This window comes from Cutibacterium sp. KBN10P07758, assembly GCF_050286205.1.
Taxonomy (GTDB): domain Bacteria; phylum Actinomycetota; class Actinomycetes; order Propionibacteriales; family Propionibacteriaceae; genus Cutibacterium; species Cutibacterium acnes.
On record NZ_JBNNQV010000001.1, the window covers coordinates 181,443 to 200,828 of the forward strand.

Sequence of the window (19,386 nt, forward strand, 5' to 3'; positions counted from 1 at the left end):
ATTACCGACACGAACAAAAATAATCACACTAAAACCCACACGGCTGCTTTTATTGCATAGGTGTACGAATTACATGCGCGTACTTTGAACGTGGTGATAAGCATCCAGTCAGCGATACTGATGGAGCCTACTTGCGACGTATCTCACACGGGTGAGGACGCGTGAGCTGCGCAGGCCTTTGATGCCGGTGGACGTGAGTGTTGATCTCGTATGCTCGACGGTCAGCTCTGCAATGTGGGTATGTTCGCCCAGGTGATAGGCATGGTGGCCGGTCGAATCGAGCACAGTGAGTGTGATGATCGTGATTTCGTCGTCAGTTCCCGCTGGGTTGCGCGCCTATCAGCCGTGTTGTGGTCTGCACGTTTTCGCCTAGGTTCGCCAGCGCCTCAATGAGTGCGTCGCTGGTGGCGTGCAGTTCCTCGTCGGTAACTGGGGCGAGGGCGTCGAGGATGAACAACGCCGTCCGAGTGGTATCGGTGAGGCCGGTGCGTCGACCCTGCCGCCAATTCCACCGCCGGCACGTCACCCCGGCGTCGTCGCACCAGATGACCTCACCGATTTCAGGGTGCTCGATCATGGCCTCTCCGTTCGCGGTCGTGTCGAACGATTCTTGTCCCGTGGCACGGATCAGACGTGCCGGGCCGTTGTAGCGATGAAGGTCCTCGCCGCCGAGGGGAATCTGGTGCAGCACCGAGATCGCGTTGTAGACGTCAGTAAGCGCGTTCACCCGCGGTAGACCTTTCTCGGCGCGGCGGGTGAGGGCTTCGAGACAGTTGCGCGTGCGCTGTGGCTTCGCCCCGAAGCCCCGAAATGCCTCCCGCCACGAGGCGATATGCGCAAGCTCATTCACTGGCGAATCTGCCAGGAGATTACGCGCGTGGGCCTCCGCCTGAGCGATGAGTGTGTCGACCATGTTGTTGCCCTCTCCGGATGCAGGCGGGGTGAGGCCGTCGACCACGAGCAGCAGGGCTCGGTAGTCTGGGCGCAGTTCGAATACGGCCTCGTCCACTGTGCAGGCGTCGAGGAAGGTCTCGGGAGTCATGGGTTCAGGCATCGGGGTTTCCTTTCAGTGTGCGGTTCCCACGTCCGGCTCGAACACCGTCAGTGAGAACCGGGCAGAATTATCGGTTGAGTTTATGTAGGCATGGGCGGCGTCGCCGTAGAACGACAACGCATCGCCGGGTGCAAGGTCGTAGCGGTTTCCGTCGACCTCGACTATGACTGTCCCCTCCTGCACGTGCAGGAGTTCTCGGGTGCCGTCGCTGTGCGCTTCGCTGTCGTGACGCTCACCGGGCGCGAGCGTCCAGTCCCACAGTTCGACCACATCCGGCGGCTCCGTGCCCGCGACCAGCATGCCCTTGCCGCCTGCTTCGCCAGTCCAGAGGGCAGCGCCCTGCCCATTACGGGTGAGTTTCGGGGTGCGCGAAGCCGGGGGTTCCACGAGGGCTGGGAGCCCGACGCCGAGCGCGTCCGAGAGTCGTAGCAGGGTGCCTACGCGTGGATTCACTGCGCCCTGCTCGACGTTTACGAGCACGCGGCGGCTCACCCCGGCGTAGCTGGCGAGCTGATCGAGCGTCCATCTCCGGGTCATGCGCTGTTGCTTGACCCGTGCGCCGATCGCATGTGCCAATGGCTCTGCGCCCGTGTCCATACAGTGCATGATACTGCACTTTGTGGGCAGCGCAGTTATTCCGGTTGAAACTGCAACACACGGGAGATGTTGCCACTCAGCGGAGGTCCGGGGAGCCCTCGTGGCAGGTGGTTGAGGGTCGCGTCGGTAGAGGTTTCAGGCGAACCACCGATTGAGCTCGTTGGCAGTGCCGCCCTCATCGAATAGTCCGGTGATGTAGGACACGCTATGGAGGTCTGGACGTGTTCGCATCCACCGCTGCCGCAGTTCGTCGGAACTGAGGATACGTTCATCTTTGGTTCCGATGCAGACGAGGAAACCGCTCGGGATCGCCATCGAGACGACGTTGCTCATTCCCATCGCATGGTGCGTTCGGAAACGATGGCCAAGAGCGCGGTGACACCGAGCAGGTATGCCATTCCTGTTCCGGCTTTGATCCACGTGCCGACACCGATGAGTGGCATGGTGGCAGCTTCGCGCAGGTGGTAGATGGGTGTCCACGGCGCGACGATTTGTGCCCAGTGAGGAAGCAATGTCACTGGCATGATGGCACCGCCGAGGAAGCCCAAACCGAGGATAATTACGTTGGCAGCCATGGAGACTCCGGCCATGGTGGGCAGGAGGATCCCTAAGAGCACGCCAAGGGTAAAGAACAGCAAGTATCCCAATGCGAGTGGTATCACGGCTGCGAGTGCGGTGACCTTGAGGCGCATACCCATCGAGACTGCGACGACAACCAACAGGGCTGCCTGAGTGATGAGCATGACGACTCCAGAACGTGCCTGGCACGTCAAGACGGTGCGTGACGATAACGGGAAGGTTCGCATAACGGTAAACATTCCGTTTTCCCGCCAGGTGGCCAGGTGGGAAGCTCCGGAGAAAATGCCGACGAAAGATGCCCCGAAGGCTATGACATTGGAACTGATCTCGCCGGTGAGATCCATACCGGGCACGCGATCAGCGATGGTGAGTATGAGAACGACGAGCAGGACTGAGGGGAAGATGAAGGTGAATATCAGCGTCGACCAATCTCGCAGGTCGTCGCGCAGGAGGACACGGGTGAGGGCTCGTGATTTAGTCGACATGATCCTTGCCTGTGAGTTGGAGGTAAACGTTTTCGAGGTGACCTTCGTGGACCTGGGCGCCGCGTGTGTTGATGTGGTGGTTTGACAGGGTGGCGAACAGGCCAGCTGTGTCGTGGGTGCGAATGGAGACGCCGTCTCGGGTGACACGCACATTGGATTGTCCGGCTAAAGCAGCGATGTCGTCTGCCTGGTGGAGCGCGTTGGGCAGCAGCACGGTGGCGCCCAGATCGGCTTCGCGGATGAGGGTGCTGGGGCTTTCGCTGACGATGATTCGCCCGTTTTCGATGATGGAGACGGTGTCACACAGCCGTTCTGCCTCGTCAAGGTGGTGGGTGGTGTACAGAGTTGTCATGTGCAGCAGGTCGGTCGATTGCAGCAGGGAGACCAGACCAGCGCGAGCTTCTGGGTCCAGACCGGCAGTGGGTTCGTCGAGGAACAGGACAGCGGGACGATGCACTAGGGCGGTAGCCACGGCCAGTCGTTGACGCTCTCCTCCCGACAGTTTCTCGACACGCGTACGGGAGGCATGACTCAGACCGAGGGCCCCAATGAGGTCGTCAACCCTCGACGCAGCTACTGCGTAGATGTCGGCGACGGCGCAGAGGTGTTCGCGCAGGGTGGTGTGAGGGAAAAAGGCCGGTCGTTGTGGTTGAATACCAATCTGCGTCAGCAGGTCAAGATTGCGTGGGTACGGGGAGTGACCTAAGAGTTCGATTGATCCTTGAGCGGGTTTACGGAATCCCTGTATGGCGTTGAACAGGGTCGTCTTGCCGGCTCCGTTGGGTCCGATGATTCCGTGGAACGTTCCCTCCTCAACCTGGATGCTCAAATTCGACAGAATTGTTCTGCCTTTGATAGTGACGGTGATGTCGTGGACATCAACCACGTGGTCGACCATGTGTTGATCTCTCTGTACTTGGGGGTGGGGCACCAGGTGGGCACCCCACACCATCAATGGAGTGGTTCGCTACGGGAATGATCCGAGAGCGAAGGGGGCTCAGCTGCATGTCGGACTAGGCTGAAATTCGAGTTGTTCACTGGTGGTTCAGGACGACGTTGAGCTGCAGGTGGACGTGCAGGAGGACGAGGAACAGGTAGAGCCGAATGCCATTTCAGCGTAATCAATGTAGTCCTTAACTTCGAAGGTTTCGGTATCGAAATTGTTGAGTTCGGAAGCGAGTTCTTGAAGATCCATGATCTTGCCTTGTGGGGAAATGATTGACTGTGTAAGTAAGTGCTAGAGGTGAGGGTGATGCTGACCGAAAATACATCACAAAGTGTCCAAAAGTACAGGTAGTGGTCATGGATGACGCCCTCGCCTCAGAACCACCGCCCCAACTCAACCGCGGTGCCGCCGTCCTCAAAACATGGCGCGATGTCGTCGGCGGCGGCTTGGACCTGTTCGGAGGCGTCTCCGATGGCTACGCCGCGCCCGGCCCACTGCAGCATTTCAATGTCGTTGTTGCCGTCACCAATGGCTAGGACGTCTTTCGGGTCGATCCCTTTGAGGCGGCATAGAGCGTCAAGGGCAGAAGCTTTGGTGACTCCCTCTGGGGTGATGTCGAGCCAAGCTGACCAGCCGATGACGTAGGACACGCTGTGGAGGTCGAGGCTGTGCGCCAGGTCCTGGAAGGAGTCGGCGTAACCGTTGGGATCACGGATGATCACCCGTGGGGCAGGGCGTGATGCCAACTTCTCAATCGATTCGATGTGGAGCTCGCCCTGCAACTCCCCGACGGGGAAGAGCTGGTTGAGTCGATACCCGACGCCAACTTCTTCGACGGCGATGAGCGCCTGGGGATAGACGTCCATGACGTGGTCAATGATTGGACGCGGGTCAAAGGTGATCTCGGTTTGAACCTTGAGTGGGGACATCGTCGCGGTGACGGCGCCATTGGACACCACCGCGTGTCCGCCTTGCAGACCGAGTGCTTCGTGGATCGGGACCGCGCCGAACAGGCCTCGCCCGGTCGCCAGGACGACGGGAACATCAATCTTGGCGACCGCCTCACGGACCGCGTGCGGAAGCTCCCCCTGATGATTGACGAGGGTCCCGTCAATATCGAGGGCCACCATGCGAGGAGTAAATGTCATGCCAGCCAGCTTGCCACCATGCGATGATCAAGCGGTGAATAAAACGTGACGTTCTCAGGCAGCCAACGTTGCACGACCTGGGTGGGGCCGACCGGTCACTGACTCGTAGGCAGCAGCCAGACGGGTTGCAGTGACCCTCGAAGACCTCTCGCGGCGTGGAGCCAGCGAGGTGTCGCGTGCCCGCCGCAGGTGCCGTTTCACGGTGGATAGTGAGCAGCCGAGACGGTCTGCGATGAAGCTCAGTGGCTGGTCGGGGTGAGCCCGGCGAAGCCTCATGACGTCCTGAGTGGCAACTTGATGGCCGCGACCGATGATTCCGGCGAAAGACTCCAAATCGTCAGGGCGCACCTTGACGCCGAGGTAGGAGCGGATGCGGGAGCGTTGGCGCGGCGTTGTTCCAGCAGCGAACCCAGCGACGTCGTGATCGAGGATGGCGTTCTCCAAGCACTGTTCAAAAAGAGGGCAGGTAGAGCAGGCGGCGCGAGCGCGGGCCTGCAGAGTGCGCTCCAGTTGCTGGTCGTCGGGCGTCGCGGCAGTGCTATCGCCCTCGAGCAAGGGATGTTGGAAGACCGCTCTGAGGTTGGCGCAGGATGGAAGAGTTCGATCGTTCATCCGATTCACGATGGCTCCTTTCCAATGGGCCAAGGCGGCTGTTCGACGTCAACTGCCAGTGATGCTACAAGCGCTTTTCGCAACTTCATCTGACGTTGACAGTGATCAAATTGGATGTCCAAACGCGCTTGTCAGGCCGATGTAAACAGATTCAATTCGGAGTTTTTCGCTGCTAGAGGCGAATGAGAAGGGGGGTTTCAAAACAGCTGGATGTGTACTTTTGGATAGGATGTTATTTGGACGTTCGACTTTCGTCTATATGCCTACGGTGTCCACTCCGTAGTGGATCCCGCGTGGGAAAACCGCCGTTATCCCGGTTAGAGTGCTCAGGTGGATGCGACAACATACATGGCACTTGTACTGGTACTCGCGGTCGGTGCCCAGTGGCTCGGATGGCGGTTACGCCTTCCCGCGCTGCTGTTCCTCCTCGTGATCGGCTTCGCCCTCGGACAGTGGGTCACTCCCGATGAGATCTTCGGGAGGAAGCTGCTATTCGATGGTGTCAACCTTTCAGTAGCGATTATCCTCTTCGAGGGGTCACTTGGACTCAAGCTGCGCGAAGTCCGTGACCTCGGGCGACCGATTTTTCAGCTGTGCACCGTCACCGCAGGGCTGGCGTGGGTTCTCATCACCGGCGCGGCGATGGCATTGGGGTTTGATGGCCGCGTTTCCCTGCTGCTGGGCGCGATCCTCATCGTCACCGGCCCAACGGTGATTAACCCGATCCTGCGTCAGTTGCGTCCTACCCGGCGAGTGAGTGCTCTGTTGAGGTGGGAAGGAATCGTCGTCGATCCGCTCGGCGCCATCCTGGCATTACTGGTGTATCAGGCCATAACCAGCATCGACGGGTCTTCCATCGGGCAAGGCGTCTTGAACCTGGGGCTCACCCTATTGGTCGGGCTGCTCTTCGCTGGCCCTATCGGGTGGATCGTCACCGCGATGATGAGACGGCACCTCATCCCGGACTTCCTACAAGGCGTGATTTTTGTCGGGGTCGCCGTTGGGACGTGTGTTGGCGCTAACGTTATTCGGGAGGAATCGGGCCTGGTCGCCGTTACGATGCTCGGCATCTACCTGGCGAACCAGCGCAACCTCGAGCTTGAGCCCGTCATCGAGTTCAAGGAACACCTGCAGGTGCTCCTCGTTGGCGTCCTGTTCATCATGCTTGCAGGACGCGTGACCCCCTCTCAGATCCTCGACATTCTGTCTGCCGGCCTGATTTTCGTTGCGCTGCTTGTGCTCGTCATTCGGCCCGCTTCGGTGCTGTTGGGGTTGGTCGGCACCGAGACGACCCGTCAAGAACGCACCCTGATGTCGTTCATGGCCCCGCGAGGAATCGTGGCGGCGTCGGTGGCGTCGATTTTTGCCATGCAGTTCAGTGAGTCCGCCGACCACGTGCGGGAGCAGGCGAAGCAGATCGCCGCATCTGATCCGGAACATTCCAAGCGGTTGTTCTCCTTTGCTAACCAGATCGCTGGTATGGCCAGCCAAGTCGACCGACTCGTACCGCTGGTCTTCCTCGTGATCGTCTGTACTGTCGCTATCTACGGTCTGGGTATTGGAAGACTCGCCGAGAAACTCGGGCTGGCCTCTGCGAGTCCGCGTGGAGTGATGTTTGCGGGGTCACCTGCCTGGACTATCGATACCGCCAAGACCCTACGCGATTTCGATGTGCCGACTCTCATCGTCACCCGACGTGCGTATGACCTGTACGCGGTACGTAAAGCTGGTCTGAGATGCGAGGCTGCGGATTTTCTATCTGAATATGCCACCGAAGATATGGACCTTGCCGGAATCGCTTCGATGGTGGCATGCACGCCGGATGACGACACCAATTCAATTGCGTCCGTGCACTATCGGCGTGCGTTGGGACGGGCGAACGTCTTCCAGCTGGAGCGGATGGATGAGAGAGATGACGGTGACGCCACTACCGGCACGGCGCAGATCCTCAAAGCAAGGACGGCCTTTGACCCCCCGACTTCGCACTCAGCGATGGACAAGATGTGGCGTAATGGCAAGCGGGTACGACGGGTCAAACTGGACGAAAACCGCAACTGGGAAATGTTCCGGGAGGCCATGCCGGACGCTGTGGTGATGTTTGTTGTTAAGCCTTCTTCGGTGAACGTTGCCACCAACGGGATGAGTGCTCCCAAAGAGGACGACACCATCATTTATCTAGGTGACGAGTGGAAAGACGCTCCGGAGCCTGTTGCCGCTCAGGAGGAGCAGCCGAGGCGACAGACGATGTCGGTGCCATCTTCAGAAGAGGCGGTGCGAGATCGCATTGACGCCGACCGCAGAGCGGCTGAAGGGAAGAATAAAGCGGCCGCTAGCGCGACTGCTGGTGATCCGGCTGACACCACAGTTGACCATGGTGACAAGGGTGAGAAGCCTGAGCAGACCTCGGAGGCTAGTGGGGGAGTCGAGGATCCGGTTCGGCCGCGATTCGATGAGTTGAGCCCGGGAAGGCCGTCGCCGGTTTCTGCGGACTCACCGAGCGAGTGGTGAGGGACAGCTGAGGACGTTCGTTCCCCTTGGTGCCGTCCCCAGCTCCACTCACACGGCCTGGCGCTTCCGGACAACTCTCTCCGCCGTCCACACGGTGGCTCCAATAACGGCGCCTGCGATTCCAGCGACTAGGAATCCCCACTGCCAGCCGGTGGCGTCCATAATGGCGCCGATGAGCGGGGCTGCCAGGGCCGTCCCGCCGTTGAGACATGATCCCTGCCATCCGATGATGGTGCCTCGTGAGTCTGCGGGCACTAGATCGGTCAGCGCATCGATGGAGGACGTAATCGTCGGAGCGCAGAACACCCCGCCCACAAATAGCAGGATGGCTGTTGACGCTGGGCCGCGCGACAAGGCTGGTAAGGCGGTTAGCGTCCCTAGGAAGACGAGGAGAAGCGCGGTCGATGCGCCTCGAGGCAAGGCCCCGTACAGTGTGCCGCCGATGGCTGACCCAAACCCGGATGCGGCCAGCACCCAACCGATCATTTCGGGGTGGCCCATTGACCTCATCTCGGCGACTGCCGTCAACTCAAGTCCCCCAAGACAAAATCCGGTGGCAACGACTGCGAAGAGGATGGATGCTGACCGGGGGGATAGCCACGCCATCTTGCGGCTATGTGGCGCCGGGACGATCGGCGCGGCTGAGGCCGGAGTAGCAGGCCGGGCTGGGCTGTCCTCAGAAGGCTCTGTTGTTGCGGGATTGAGGACCATCAGGCCGATGGCTCCGATGGCGGCAACGAACCCGCATGCCGTGATGGTGATCCGGGTTCCGATTGTCGTCGCTGCGATGATGGCAACTGTAGGGCCGATCATGTAGCAGATCTCCACGGTCACAGAATCGAGTGACAATGCCGCGCGACGTCGTGACGCAGGCACAGCCGCCATAAGGACCTGACGCGGGATGGTGAAGATGGGGTAATTCCACAGCCCGCCGATCGCGCACAACACGAGAAGAGGGAAGTACCCTAGCCAGGGACACAGTCCCCACGCGATCGTGGTGGTGATGAGTGAGGGAAGCATCGTGCGCCGCAGCCCGCGGCGGTCGACCATACTGCCGCGCCATGGTCCAGAAATCATGGTCGCGACGGTCACCACAGTCGTTACCGCTCCGGCGCGCACGTAATCCAGATGAAGCGAGCTGACGACATGGACGCTCATGACGATTCCGAGGCTGAAAATCGGGATCCGGATAAGGGCTGCCAACAGGAGGGTCGTCCACACCTCCCGAATAGCGATGACATCCCGGTAACCGTGCACCCAAGCACTCTATAACAATTCGACGTATTAGTACCTCGCCGCCACCCAAGTCTGAGTGGGGTTGCGCAAGACGATACGAAGTCCCGCTCACAATAGTGCGGTCAGCGCAACCTTTTGCGGATAGAAGCTGAGTTCTCGCTGGTCCTGATGAGTGCGATGACAAATTCGGTCTGCATCCTCGTCATGGCAATGAAGAGAAATGACGGAATCCAACCGAAGATGATTGCCATGGTGGCAACCGGGGTGCTGCCTTTATCATCTGACGCTAATGAGGCGATGCTGAAAGCAGCCCACAAGATGACGGCGAAAATAATGGATAGGGCTGGGAGACGTCGGGTTATTACTCGTAGCGGTAGCGCGTTACGTGATGAGTCACCTTTCTGATGGCGCGAGGTGGCTCAAGAAAACTCATTCGGGCCGACCAGGTATCCCGGGCGGCCCGAACATGTGGCGATCAGTTGACGCCAACTTCCATTGCGGCAGCGTCGAGAGTCTTTTGGCTGTCGTCGTCATCGTCGCCGTTGGACGCGATAGCTGATGCGCCGCCGGTCTCAAGCTGCCCAACGAGGTCGGCGTGGCTGGCGAGCTGGCCTTGCGCGGAGTAGAGCTCAAGCTTTTCGCGGGTATCGGCGATATCGAGGTTGCGCATCGTGAGCTGGCCGATGCGATCGGTCGGGCCGAAGGCAGCCCCCTCAACGCGCTCCATCGACAACTTCTCAGAGTGGTACGAGAAGTTCGGTCCGGTGGTGTCAAGGATGGAGTAGTCCCAGCCACGACGCAGCTTGAGCGTGACCGATCCAGTAATGGCGCTGGCGACCCAGTGGGTGAGAGATTCACGGATCATGAGGGACTGCGGGTCGAGCCAACGTCCCTCGTAGAGCAGCCGCCCGAGGCGACGCCCCTCGTTGTGATAAGTCTCCAGAGTGTCTTCGTTGTGGATGGCGTTGGCGAGACGTTCGTAGGCGATGTGGAGCAGGGCCATGCCCGGGGCCTCATAGATGCCGCGGGATTTCGCCTCAATAATGCGATTTTCGATCTGGTCGCTCATACCGAGGCCGTGACGACCGCCGATGGCGTTGGCCTCCAGAACGAGGGCGACTTTATCGTCGTATTCCTTGCCATTGATGGCGACGGGCAGGCCCTGCTCGAAGGAGACCGTCACCTCCTCAGTATCGATCTTGACGTCTGGGTCCCAGAACTTGACGCCCATGATCGGGTTGACGGACTCGATGGAGACGTGCAGGGATTCAAGTTTCTTGGCCTCGTGGGTGGCGCCCCAGATGTTGACGTCGGTGGAATAGGCCTTTTCCTTGGAGTCGCGATAAGGCAGGTTGTGGGCGGTAAGCCAGGCGCTCATCTCGTCACGGCCACCGAGTTCAGCGACGAAGTTTTCGTCGAGCCACGGCTTATAGATGCGCAGCTGCGGGTTGGCGAGTAAGCCGTAGCGGTAGAACCGCTCGATGTCGTTGCCCTTATAGGTGGAGCCGTCGCCCCAAATGGAGACGTCGTCGGTATGCATAGCGCGTACCAACAGAGTGCCGGTGACGGCGCGACCGATTGGGGTGGTGTTGAAGTAGGGGCGCCCGGCGGAGCGAACGTTGAACGCGCCGCACGCGATAGCGCTCAGTCCCTCCTCGACGAGCGCTGCCTTGCAGTCGACAAGTCGGGAGATCTCAGCGCCGTAGTCGAGGGCGCGACCCGGCACTGACGCGATGTCGGGCTCGTCGTACTGACCAATGTCGGCGGTGTAGGTGCACGGAACCGCGCCATTTTCGCGCATCCACGCGACAGCGACGGAGGTGTCGAGTCCTCCGGAGAATGCGATGCCGACGCGCTCGCCGACGGGAAGCTGAGTGATGACCTTGGACACGGCAACCACTCTAGCGCATATATATGCAGCGTCCCAAATGGATATGCGGTTGGCTAAGCTGAAAGTTGATGGAGATGATGAGGTATGGGCTATCAGCTGGCGGACGGGATGCGAATAGCTGGACCGGGAAGCTATCGGGGCTACGCCTAGAACATAAAACGACCTGCCATGGGCCAGCCATGACAGGTCGTTGTGGGTTTTAGGGCGTCAGAGGGTCAGTGCAACCTTGCCGAGCACCTCACCGGATTCGAGCCGTTCGTGGGCCCTGCCTGCCTCGGACATGGGGAAGGACTCAACTGGGGCGGGTTTGATGCTGCCATTGGTGTAGAGCGGCCATGCAACCTCACGGACCCGCTGGCAAATCTTGGCTTTTTCTTCAAGGGGGCGAGGCCGCAGGCTAGTAGCGGTGACGAGGGCGCGCTTGTTGAGAAGCTTTGCAATATTGAGCTCTCCCTTGATGCCGCCCTGCATTCCAATGATGTCGAGACGCCCGCCAATAGCGAGAGCATCGACGTTGAGGTCGAGGTACTTAGCGCCCATGACGTCGAGGATGACGTCGGCACCACGACCCCCCGTAGCGTCTTTGACGCCGGCAACCCAGTCCTCGTGATAGTCGAGGGCGACGTCGGCACCGAGAGTGCGGCAGAACTCCTGCTTCTCGGCGGTGCCACAGGTGGTGATGACCGTGCATTCGAGCGACTTGGCGTATTGGATAGCGAACTGGCCGATGCCGCCGGCGCCGCCGTGCACGAGGAAGGTTTCACCCCTGGCTAGGCCGACGTGGTCCATGTTGGAGATGACAGTGGCAGTAACCTCAATGAGTGTTGACGCGGTTACCGGGTCGATGCCCTCAGGGATGGGCAGGAGTTGGCCTGCCGGGACGATGACGTACTCGGCGTAACCACCGCCGGCTAGCAGCGCAATGACCTCATCATCCTCGGACCAGCCTGTGACGTCTTGACCGAGGGAGGAAATGACGCCGGTAACCTCCAGGCCCATGGTTTCCGAGACGCCCTTCGGCGGCGGGTAGAGGCCTTGGCGCTGCAGCAGGTCGCCGCGGTTAATGCCGGCCGCCTTCACCTTGACGAGGACTTCCCCAGGGCCAGGTTTCGGTGTGGGGACCTCGGTCCATTCAATGCATTCAGGGCCGGGACGATGGCGCCCCTTGGAGTCTGTCTTGTCGGTCGGGCGGACGGTGATCACATGCATGTGTTAAGCCTGCCACAGGGGTGAGCGCTCCCAAATCCTTCACGCTCGCAGACGAAGTTTTCCCAGTTTCCTGGCGTTATCCACAGATGCCACACATGAGGGTTCTCAACGGGTAGTGGTACCCCTCATGATTCCGTCATGGTGATGAGACAGGATCGCGCTGGACGACACTATTGGTGCTTGATGATGGCCCTTGTCATGGTCGGTCTAGGGACAGCGGCATGTGGCGCTGATGAGGATTCCACTGGTGCGACGGGCGGGATAACTCCAGTTGCGAGCGTGGCCCCGGCACAAAGTCCGACCCTAACGCCGAGTGCGGAGGCGCCGAAGTTTGTGAAGGTGACGGCAACTCCGGCTCCAGGGACGAAGCAGGATGCGTTGTTCTTGGAGGCGAAGAAGGTCTATGAGACGTATTTGGAACAGATTTACAAGCTTGAGGTCGGAGATGGGGTGAACTCGGTGTCTGCAGAGCTACAAGGCATCCTCAGTGAGGATGGTACCGAGGCGATTCGAAAAGCGTACTCTGAAGCGAAGAGCCGGGGCCACAGAGTGCTGCCTGTCAAGACGCCATTCTCTAGCGTGACCGTCAATAGGGTGTCAAAGGGCGATGATTCGGAGATTGCCATTATCGGTTGCGCTGATATATCTAACTGGCGGTTTGTGAATCCCAAGGACGGGACGTTGACGCCTGGCCGGATGAGGAAAGACGAACTCTCCATGAGGAGGATTGGTGACAGTTTAAAGATCGTTGAAGCTGAAAGTGCTGAGGTTGCGTCATGTCGAGTATGAAGGGTTTATCGCTGGTTCTGGCAACGTCTTTCATGTTGAGTTTTTCTCCCGGGTCTTCTTTTGCTTCAGGGGGTGTCAGTGTCGATCCTGATAGTCATACTGTATATGTTCGGTTCTCGGACAAGGGTTCCCATCACAAGTCGGGGATTAAAATACGGGAGGGCGCTAAGCGCGGTACGCCTGGGCATGGCGGCTCTCATCACAAGCAGAGTAACCCCCATGCAGGTAAGCGTCAACCCCCGACGTCCCCCAAGCTGTCAAAGTCAGTGGATCGGCGAGAGAGCGACGCTTATATCGCCTCATCTATATTGTCATTGGCCAGTCCTAGGATTCCGTACCTGCTTGGACTCAACTTGAGTCTAATGGAACCGAAGCCTAACCGTACGACGCTATCTCCATCTCCCGTAAGGCCCAAAGTGTCAACTCGGGAAGAAGCCCGTGACTGGTCTGTCGATCTTGCGACGAATATTCACCTTGCTAAGCCAGTTGTCTACGTTGAGCCGCGACCTTCGGCCAACAAGTGGAACATCACTGCAGTGGGGCAGCCGTTATGGTTCCACAATCCCGGGTCAGAACGTCACACCTCTAGCGATTCCTCGCGCGGAATTATCGTTTCCCTTGACGCCACACGAGTCGAGACCATCTACAGCACCGGCGAGAAAACCGTCCGCTGCGCTCATTCAACCCCACGCCCGAAAAATGCCGATCCGCGAGCCCAATCTCCGGACTGCGGTTACATCTACCAGCACCCAGGAAATTACACCGTGCGCATGACTGAGGTGTGGCAGGTGAGATGGCGTTCAGGTGATCAGTCTGGCCAGATCGTTACGAGGCGGTCGTCCTCTAAGCCGCTGAAGGTCAACGAACTCATTGGCGTGCTCACACAACCCGGAAGACGGTGATGGCTGACAGATGCTGCCGGGACAGGGCGAACCTCGTAATTGCCGTCGTCCAGGGGTCGGAAATTAGCGTCACCGGACGATGCCCGCGCTCGGATTCGTCAACGTCTAGGCGAGGTATGAGCGGGTCTAGGTCCGGGACGATGAATATGCCCGATGAATTATGGCTAAGATGGGGCCACCGGGTCGTGCCCGGTTGGCGAGATCGCATAGTGGACGAGTGCAGCCGCCTTGAAAGCGGCCGAGGGCAACCTCCGTGGGTTCGAATCCCACTCTCGCCGCCACGGAGCCTGTCCCCAGGTGCGGCACCCGAGGGCCAGGCTCTCGCATGTCAGCCTTGCAATGATGGGAGATGGGGATGCCCAGGATGGACGTGACGGATCTTCCACCCGGCACGACCAGGCACGTCATGTCGCCGGAACCTCCTATCCGTGGTTTCATCATTGCCGGCGTCTTGTCCATCGTTGGTGCCGTCCTCATGATCATCAGCATCGCCAAGAGCTGGCACGAGGTGGTGACCATCATCTTCATCGCCGTCCTCGCCTGCGGTATCGCTTTGGCTGTCACTGCAGCATGGTCCATGGTTCACATGAAGCTCTACGTCGATTTGGACGATAAGGGCTACCACATCCACGGCGCCGGACAGGACCGCCGCGGAACCTGGGACAAGGTCACGAAAGCCGCGCTCACCGAGTCACGGTCTCGCCTCACTCTTTACCATGGCCAAGTTGGGCGTACCCACATCGTCCGTCCCGGAATCGGAGACCCCAAAGAGATGGACGACCTCGCCGTCGACGTCGCACACCGCCTTGACGAATCACGCGGATACCGCCAAAATATTTGACCTACCATCTAACCCGGCAGTGGCGTTCCAGAAATACTCTGGAACGCCACTGCTGTTGTCTGACGTGTATGGCTTATATCGCTGCGGGCCACATCGCGGCGGCTCAGCCCCTTCCTGCAGCCGACTCGCTGGCCTCCTCGGCTACTTCCGGCACCTTGACCGGGCGGAGCCTCACCCACACGAGGAATACTGCCCCTGCGACGAGCAGGCACATTCCAGACACCAGGTCGGCGTGAGCGTCAGATCCCTTTACCAACCCAGTAATCGTCAAGATGATTCCGTAGAGGCCGAGCAGCACACCTATGACGGTCCGAATGTCCATCGCGCGAGCGACCTTACTGCGATTGCGACGAGCCGTAGCAGTTCCGTTGGACATGGCAAGCTCCTCAGAAAATGATGTTGAGAACGACGGTGATGGCGAGCACGGTCATGCCGAGCGGGACCGTACGGCGATACCACGGGAGATCCTTCTCCAGTGGGTCGACGAGGTGCTCCTTCGGGGTCTCCGAGTACACCAACCTGACCAGCTCTGCTGCAGGCTTAGGCTCGGTAAACAAGGACACCACAATGCTGACGATGATATCTGCGACGAATCCGACCGTAGCGGCAAGGAATGCCGTCCCCTGGCCTGGCAAGGTAAAAACTCCCGCTAGGCTCATAACCCACACCGTCACCGCACTTAGCGTGCCGACGACCAGGCCCGACCAGCCTGCATGCGGGGTTGAGCGCTTCCAGAACATGCCGAGGATAAACGTTGCAAACAACGGAGCGTTGAAGAATCCGAACAACGTCTGCAAGTAGTCCATGATGTTGGAGAACCCGGACGCCATAAACGCCGTTCCAATGGCGACGACGGTCGCGATGACTGTGGCAATGCGTCCCACCTTGACGTAGTAGCCGTCGGGCTTGTCCTTAATGACGTAGTGCTGCCAGATGTCCACGCTGAAAACGGTGTTGAACGCCGAAATATTCGCCGCCATACCAGCCATGAACGCAGCTAGCAGACCTGTGATCGCCACGCCCGTCAGACCGGTCGGCAACAGGTTGCGGATGAGAAACAGCACAGAATCGTTGTACTGGACGAAACTACCTGACGCGCCACCAGCAACCTTCTCACCAGCCTTCATGCGGGCAATTTCAGGGACGAGGACCGCAGCGAGCATGCCTGGCAAAACGGTGAGGAAGGGCACGAGCATCTTCGGGAAGGCCCCGATAATCGGCGTCTTGCGTGCAGACGACAGAGAATCGGATGCCATTGCCCGCTGCACCTCGACGAAATTCGTCGTCCAGTAGCCAAAAGACAGCACGAATCCGAGTCCGAGCGTGATGCCAATGACAGACATCACTGGACTGCCGAATCCGGACAATGCTTGGCCAGGCCAGGAATGAAGCTGCTGGGCAGCCGGCGTCACGACGTCAGGATGAGCCTCGGCGGCAGCAGTGATCTTGGCCTTGAGGCCACTCCAGCCACCTACCCGATGCAAACCGATGATGACAAGGGGTAGGAGGGAAGCGACGATGACGAAGAATTGCAGCACCTCGTTATAAATAGCCGCCGACAAGCCACCAAGGCTGATGTAAGCGAGCACGATCATCGCGGCAACGATGAGGGCAACCCATAGCGGCCATCCCAGCAGGGCATGGACGATGGTTCCAAGCAGGTACAGGTTGATACCGGCGATAAGAAGCTGGGCTAGCGCGAAGGAGATCGCGTTAACGAGGTGCGCTGCTGGGCCGAACCGTTTGAGCATGAACTCTGGCACGGAGCGCACACCGGAGCCGTAGTAGAAGGGCATCATGACGATGCCAAGGAACACCATCGCGGGTATAGCGCCGATCCAAAAGTAATGGACCGTCGGGATGCCGATCTGGGCTCCATTAGCCGACATTCCCATGATCTCGACGGCGCCGAGGTTCGCCGACACGAATGCCAGCCCTGTCACCCATCCGGGCAGGCTGCGTCCGGACAAGAAGAAGTCGAGGGAGTCGGACACCTGATGTCTGGCGGCCAGTCCGATTCCCAGGACGAACACGAAGTAAATGAGCAGTATCAGGTAATCAACGAACCCTGCGTTGATGAGTGTCTCCAACGGCATGGTGCGGAGTGGTCCTTTCGGTTGGTGCGGGGAGGAACGGCCTCGTTGGCGTCGCCCCGTGGGGAACCATAGACCCCGGTGCGGCATGAGCGCATCTGCACCCGGTAGTTTTGAGTACGTAAACATTTTGAGTGAGCGAAGTCGACGCAGCGCCACTGGCATCGTCGTACGCTCAGCCTCGTTGTCACGGGATTTTGACCGGCAAAGGAGCCATTTATGTCGCAGACACCCCACGCCATTGCGGCAGACCACCAGACCCCGACGATCGGCACAGCATGGTCGGTAGAGGAGGGTGCCACTCGCGCCCGGCACCTCTTTGGCGGGCACATTGGTGGTAGCCCCGATGGCGTCTGGGCGGCCCCCGGACGTGTCAACATCATCGGCGAGCACACCGACTACAACAACGGTTTCTGCCTGCCAATCGCCCTTCCCCATCGCATCTACGTCGCTGCTCGACGCCGTGATGACGACAAGGTCATCCTCGTCTCCCAGCTTGACGACAGCGTTCTCACCTGGGAGGGAACCCTCGACGAGATCGCTCCTGGGTCGGTTGCTGGTTGGAAGGCCTATACCGGTGGTGTCGCGTGGGCGCTGCGTCAGGCCGGGCATGGCCTCGGGGGATTCGAGGCTGCACTGGTCACGTGCGTCCCCCTGGGTGCGGGACTGTCGTCGTCGGCAGCCGTCGAGTGTGGCGTCGGTCTGGCCCTCGCCGACCTCTACGACCTTGATCTCACCGACTCTGACTCCGGCCGTATTGGCCTCGTCAATGCTGCCCGCGCTGCGGAGAACGAGGTTGCTGAGGCTCCCACTGGAGGGCTCGATCAAACCGCTTCGCTGCGCACTACCGAAGGTCACGCCCTCCTCATCGACTGTGACGACTGGTCGGTTCGTCAAGTCCCCTTCAACCTGGCCACCGCCGACCTAGAACTGCTTGTCATCGACACCTGCGCTCCCCACCGGCTGGTCGACGGCCAGTATGAGGCACGACGGCGGGCCTGCGAGAATGCCGCACGCATCCTCGGAGTTGGTAGCCTGCGTGACGTCGGTGACTTGGGGGCCGCCGTGGCCGCCCTCGATGACGAAGGGATGGCTAGCCGCGTCCGCCACGTCGTCACTGAGAACGACCGTGTTACCCAGTTCGTTAAGCTCCTCGATACCGGCCAAATCCGCGAAGTGGGGCCGCTTATGAATGCCTCCCACGACTCCCTGCGTGACGACTACGAGGTCACCTGTCCCGAACTGGACACCGCTGTCGACGCGGCCCGCGCTGCTGGTGCTCTTGGCGCGCGGATGACTGGCGGCGGATTCGGCGGTTGCGCCATCGCTCTGGTCGATCGCGACGTTCGTAACAAGGTTGCCACGCAGGTCGCGGACTCCTTCCGGGAGGCCGGTTTCGCCCACCCCGAGTTCTACGTCGTTACCCCTGGCCCTGCTGCCCTGCGGGTGCAGTGATATGACCGAGCGGCAGCGTCGAGGACCGTCTCGCCCCTCAATGGGTGATGTCGCCGCGGCTGCCGGGGTATCCCAACAGACCGTCTCGCGGGTCGTCAACAACTCCGACGCCGTTCGCAAGAAAACTGTCGACAAGGTTCTCAAGGCCATGACCGAAGTCGGCTATTCGCCCAATGTGGCTGCTCGCAGCCTGCGCTCGGGCCGCACGAGTGCCATCGGCGTCCTTGCTACCGACCTTTCACGCACCGGAGAGCTGCGGACCGTTCAAGCCATTGTCGATGCCACCCGCCGCAGCGAGCTTGCCGTCGTCCTTGATCGTCTTGAGCCTGCTGACGACTCCGTCAGGTCGTACCGGCACGCGATGAAGCGGATGGCGGGGCGAGTCGACGGCTTCATCATTGAGGGGCTTGAGCTTGACCATCCCGAGGACCTTGAGGTACCGCCGGGAATCCCAGTCGTGATGGCTGGCTCTCCGTGCAGCCGTTTCTCGACCGTCGGATGTGACCAGGCCTCCGGTGTGCGTACCGCCGTTAACTATCTCTTGGCATTGGGGCATCGCACAGTCCACCTCGTCAGCGGCCCGGACTATTCCCGCCAGGCTGTGGTACGCCGCCAGGCCTGGCAAGAGTGCTTGGAGACCAACGACCGCGAGATCCCCGATGTCATCATCGGGGACTGGACGGCCTCGTCAGGACGCGATGCGGCACGCTACCTCAAGGACGCCGGAGCAACAGCCGTGTTAGCCAGCAATGACGAAATGGCGGCAGGAGCCGTCATCGGTCTGCTCGATATGGGTGTCAGGATCCCGGACGATATGTCTGTGGTGGGATTCGACGACGTCCTGGGAAATACGGTGTGGCCGACGATGACGACGGTGCGACAGGACTTCGCGGCGGTCGGTCAACGCCTCGCCGAGGAGCTCCTAGCCCAGTTGCAGGGTGCTCCGAGGAAGTCGGTCATGGTTCCGGCCCCGCTGGTGATTCGCGAGAGTACCGCACCCCCGCGACATTGACCCCGAGCGACGCCTACGAACCGCACAGG

20 protein-coding genes, 1 tRNA gene and 1 pseudogene are annotated in these 19,386 nt (G+C 60.0%); 8 read left to right on the forward strand and 14 right to left on the reverse strand.

The window, feature by feature from the left end; genetic code table 11:
• Nucleotides 1-313 precede the first annotated feature (313 nt).
• The 8 genes from ACOYO3_RS00880 to ACOYO3_RS00915 form a co-directional block, all read right to left on the reverse strand.
• The gene (locus ACOYO3_RS00880; RefSeq protein ID WP_002524522.1) at nucleotides 314-1,042 is read right to left on the reverse strand and encodes a B3/B4 domain-containing protein; all 729 of its coding nucleotides are present in this window, start codon (nucleotides 1,040-1,042) and stop codon (nucleotides 314-316) included.
• 24 nt (nucleotides 1,043-1,066) lie between these two features.
• Nucleotides 1,067-1,651, reverse strand: coding sequence for a helix-turn-helix domain-containing protein (locus ACOYO3_RS00885; RefSeq protein WP_002519560.1), 585 nt, complete (start codon nucleotides 1,649-1,651; stop codon nucleotides 1,067-1,069).
• 135 nt (nucleotides 1,652-1,786) lie between these two features.
• The gene (locus ACOYO3_RS00890; RefSeq protein ID WP_014167110.1) at nucleotides 1,787-1,984 is read right to left on the reverse strand and encodes a hypothetical protein; all 198 of its coding nucleotides are present in this window, start codon (nucleotides 1,982-1,984) and stop codon (nucleotides 1,787-1,789) included.
• The gene (locus ACOYO3_RS00895) at nucleotides 1,981-2,715 is read right to left on the reverse strand and encodes an ABC transporter permease (RefSeq protein WP_002519725.1); all 735 of its coding nucleotides are present in this window, start codon (nucleotides 2,713-2,715) and stop codon (nucleotides 1,981-1,983) included. Before ACOYO3_RS00895 ends, ACOYO3_RS00890 begins: the two co-directional genes overlap by 4 nt.
• The gene (locus tag ACOYO3_RS00900; RefSeq protein ID WP_427305715.1) at nucleotides 2,705-3,667 is read right to left on the reverse strand and encodes an ABC transporter ATP-binding protein; all 963 of its coding nucleotides are present in this window, start codon (nucleotides 3,665-3,667) and stop codon (nucleotides 2,705-2,707) included. The genes ACOYO3_RS00895 and ACOYO3_RS00900 overlap by 11 nt, the downstream gene beginning before the upstream one ends.
• A 93-nt stretch (nucleotides 3,668-3,760) precedes the next feature.
• Nucleotides 3,761-3,910 carry a thiazolylpeptide-type bacteriocin gene (locus ACOYO3_RS00905; protein ID WP_002516220.1) on the reverse strand — a complete coding sequence of 50 codons (150 nt, stop codon included), beginning with the start codon at nucleotides 3,908-3,910 and terminating at the stop codon, nucleotides 3,761-3,763.
• A gap of 125 nt (nucleotides 3,911-4,035) precedes the next feature.
• Complete coding sequence (locus tag ACOYO3_RS00910; RefSeq protein WP_002519558.1) at nucleotides 4,036-4,791, reverse strand: HAD family hydrolase; 756 nt, start codon at nucleotides 4,789-4,791, stop codon at nucleotides 4,036-4,038.
• Nucleotides 4,792-4,863: 72 nt separating this feature from the next.
• Entirely contained in the window at nucleotides 4,864-5,430 is a 567-nt protein-coding gene (locus ACOYO3_RS00915) for a WhiB family transcriptional regulator (protein WP_002516189.1), read from the reverse strand.
• Between the two features lie 339 nt (nucleotides 5,431-5,769).
• Here ACOYO3_RS00915 and ACOYO3_RS00920 point away from each other — a divergent pair, with 339 nt between their 5' ends.
• Entirely contained in the window at nucleotides 5,770-7,929 is a 2,160-nt protein-coding gene (locus ACOYO3_RS00920) for a cation:proton antiporter (RefSeq protein ID WP_002518166.1), read from the forward strand.
• A gap of 48 nt (nucleotides 7,930-7,977) precedes the next feature.
• Here ACOYO3_RS00920 and ACOYO3_RS00925 read toward each other — a convergent pair whose 3' ends face one another.
• Both ACOYO3_RS00925 and ACOYO3_RS00930 read right to left on the reverse strand, forming a co-directional pair.
• Nucleotides 7,978-9,186, reverse strand: coding sequence for an MFS transporter (locus ACOYO3_RS00925; protein ID WP_002516269.1), 1,209 nt, complete (start codon nucleotides 9,184-9,186; stop codon nucleotides 7,978-7,980).
• 101 nt (nucleotides 9,187-9,287) lie between these two features.
• A pseudogene (locus ACOYO3_RS00930) lies at nucleotides 9,288-9,446 on the reverse strand (DUF4282 domain-containing protein); the annotation flags it as partial.
• Here ACOYO3_RS00930 and ACOYO3_RS00935 point away from each other — a divergent pair.
• Nucleotides 9,370-9,570, forward strand: a complete 201-nt coding sequence (locus tag ACOYO3_RS00935; RefSeq protein WP_230606499.1) for a hypothetical protein — start codon at nucleotides 9,370-9,372, stop codon at nucleotides 9,568-9,570. The pseudogene ACOYO3_RS00930 and the gene ACOYO3_RS00935 sit on opposite strands and share 77 nt — an antisense overlap.
• A 70-nt stretch (nucleotides 9,571-9,640) precedes the next feature.
• On the opposite strand, the gene argG is transcribed toward ACOYO3_RS00935, so the two are convergent.
• Together argG and ACOYO3_RS00945 are read right to left on the reverse strand one after the other, a co-directional pair.
• A complete protein-coding gene (gene argG, locus ACOYO3_RS00940) occupies nucleotides 9,641-11,065 on the reverse strand; it encodes an argininosuccinate synthase (RefSeq protein ID WP_002524525.1) in 1,425 nt (474 codons plus the stop codon).
• Between the two features lie 198 nt (nucleotides 11,066-11,263).
• Nucleotides 11,264-12,265 carry an NAD(P)H-quinone oxidoreductase gene (locus tag ACOYO3_RS00945; RefSeq protein WP_002524526.1) on the reverse strand — a complete coding sequence of 334 codons (1,002 nt, stop codon included), beginning with the start codon at nucleotides 12,263-12,265 and terminating at the stop codon, nucleotides 11,264-11,266.
• Nucleotides 12,266-12,403: 138 nt separating this feature from the next.
• Here ACOYO3_RS00945 and ACOYO3_RS00950 point away from each other — a divergent pair, with 138 nt between their 5' ends.
• The 4 genes from ACOYO3_RS00950 to ACOYO3_RS00965 all read left to right on the forward strand — a co-directional run bounded on the left by ACOYO3_RS00950 (nucleotide 12,404) and on the right by ACOYO3_RS00965 (nucleotide 14,797).
• Nucleotides 12,404-13,054, forward strand: coding sequence for a hypothetical protein (locus tag ACOYO3_RS00950; RefSeq protein WP_002524527.1), 651 nt, complete (start codon nucleotides 12,404-12,406; stop codon nucleotides 13,052-13,054).
• A gap of 416 nt (nucleotides 13,055-13,470) precedes the next feature.
• Nucleotides 13,471-13,956, forward strand: coding sequence for a hypothetical protein (locus ACOYO3_RS00955; RefSeq protein ID WP_002524529.1), 486 nt, complete (start codon nucleotides 13,471-13,473; stop codon nucleotides 13,954-13,956).
• 195 nt (nucleotides 13,957-14,151) lie between these two features.
• Nucleotides 14,152-14,237, forward strand: a tRNA-Ser gene (locus ACOYO3_RS00960).
• Between the two features lie 68 nt (nucleotides 14,238-14,305).
• On the forward strand, nucleotides 14,306-14,797 hold the full coding sequence (locus tag ACOYO3_RS00965; protein WP_002519554.1) for a hypothetical protein: 492 nt from the start codon (nucleotides 14,306-14,308) through the stop codon (nucleotides 14,795-14,797).
• Between the two features lie 103 nt (nucleotides 14,798-14,900).
• Here ACOYO3_RS00965 and ACOYO3_RS00970 read toward each other — a convergent pair whose 3' ends face one another.
• Together ACOYO3_RS00970 and ACOYO3_RS00975 are read right to left on the reverse strand one after the other, a co-directional pair.
• Nucleotides 14,901-15,119: a hypothetical protein gene (locus ACOYO3_RS00970; protein ID WP_002519553.1), complete on the reverse strand. Its 219-nt coding sequence runs from the start codon at nucleotides 15,117-15,119 to the stop codon at nucleotides 14,901-14,903.
• 64 nt (nucleotides 15,120-15,183) lie between these two features.
• The gene (locus ACOYO3_RS00975) at nucleotides 15,184-16,893 is read right to left on the reverse strand and encodes a sodium:solute symporter family protein (protein WP_002516233.1); all 1,710 of its coding nucleotides are present in this window, start codon (nucleotides 16,891-16,893) and stop codon (nucleotides 15,184-15,186) included.
• Nucleotides 16,894-17,109: 216 nt separating this feature from the next.
• Between ACOYO3_RS00975 and galK the strand changes: the two genes are divergently transcribed.
• The gene (galK, locus tag ACOYO3_RS00980) at nucleotides 17,110-18,345 is read left to right on the forward strand and encodes a galactokinase (protein WP_002524531.1); all 1,236 of its coding nucleotides are present in this window, start codon (nucleotides 17,110-17,112) and stop codon (nucleotides 18,343-18,345) included.
• A 40-nt stretch (nucleotides 18,346-18,385) separates the two neighbouring features.
• Nucleotides 18,386-19,357, forward strand: a complete 972-nt coding sequence (locus tag ACOYO3_RS00985) for a LacI family DNA-binding transcriptional regulator (RefSeq protein WP_002516316.1) — start codon at nucleotides 18,386-18,388, stop codon at nucleotides 19,355-19,357.
• Nucleotides 19,358-19,386 lie beyond the last annotated feature (29 nt).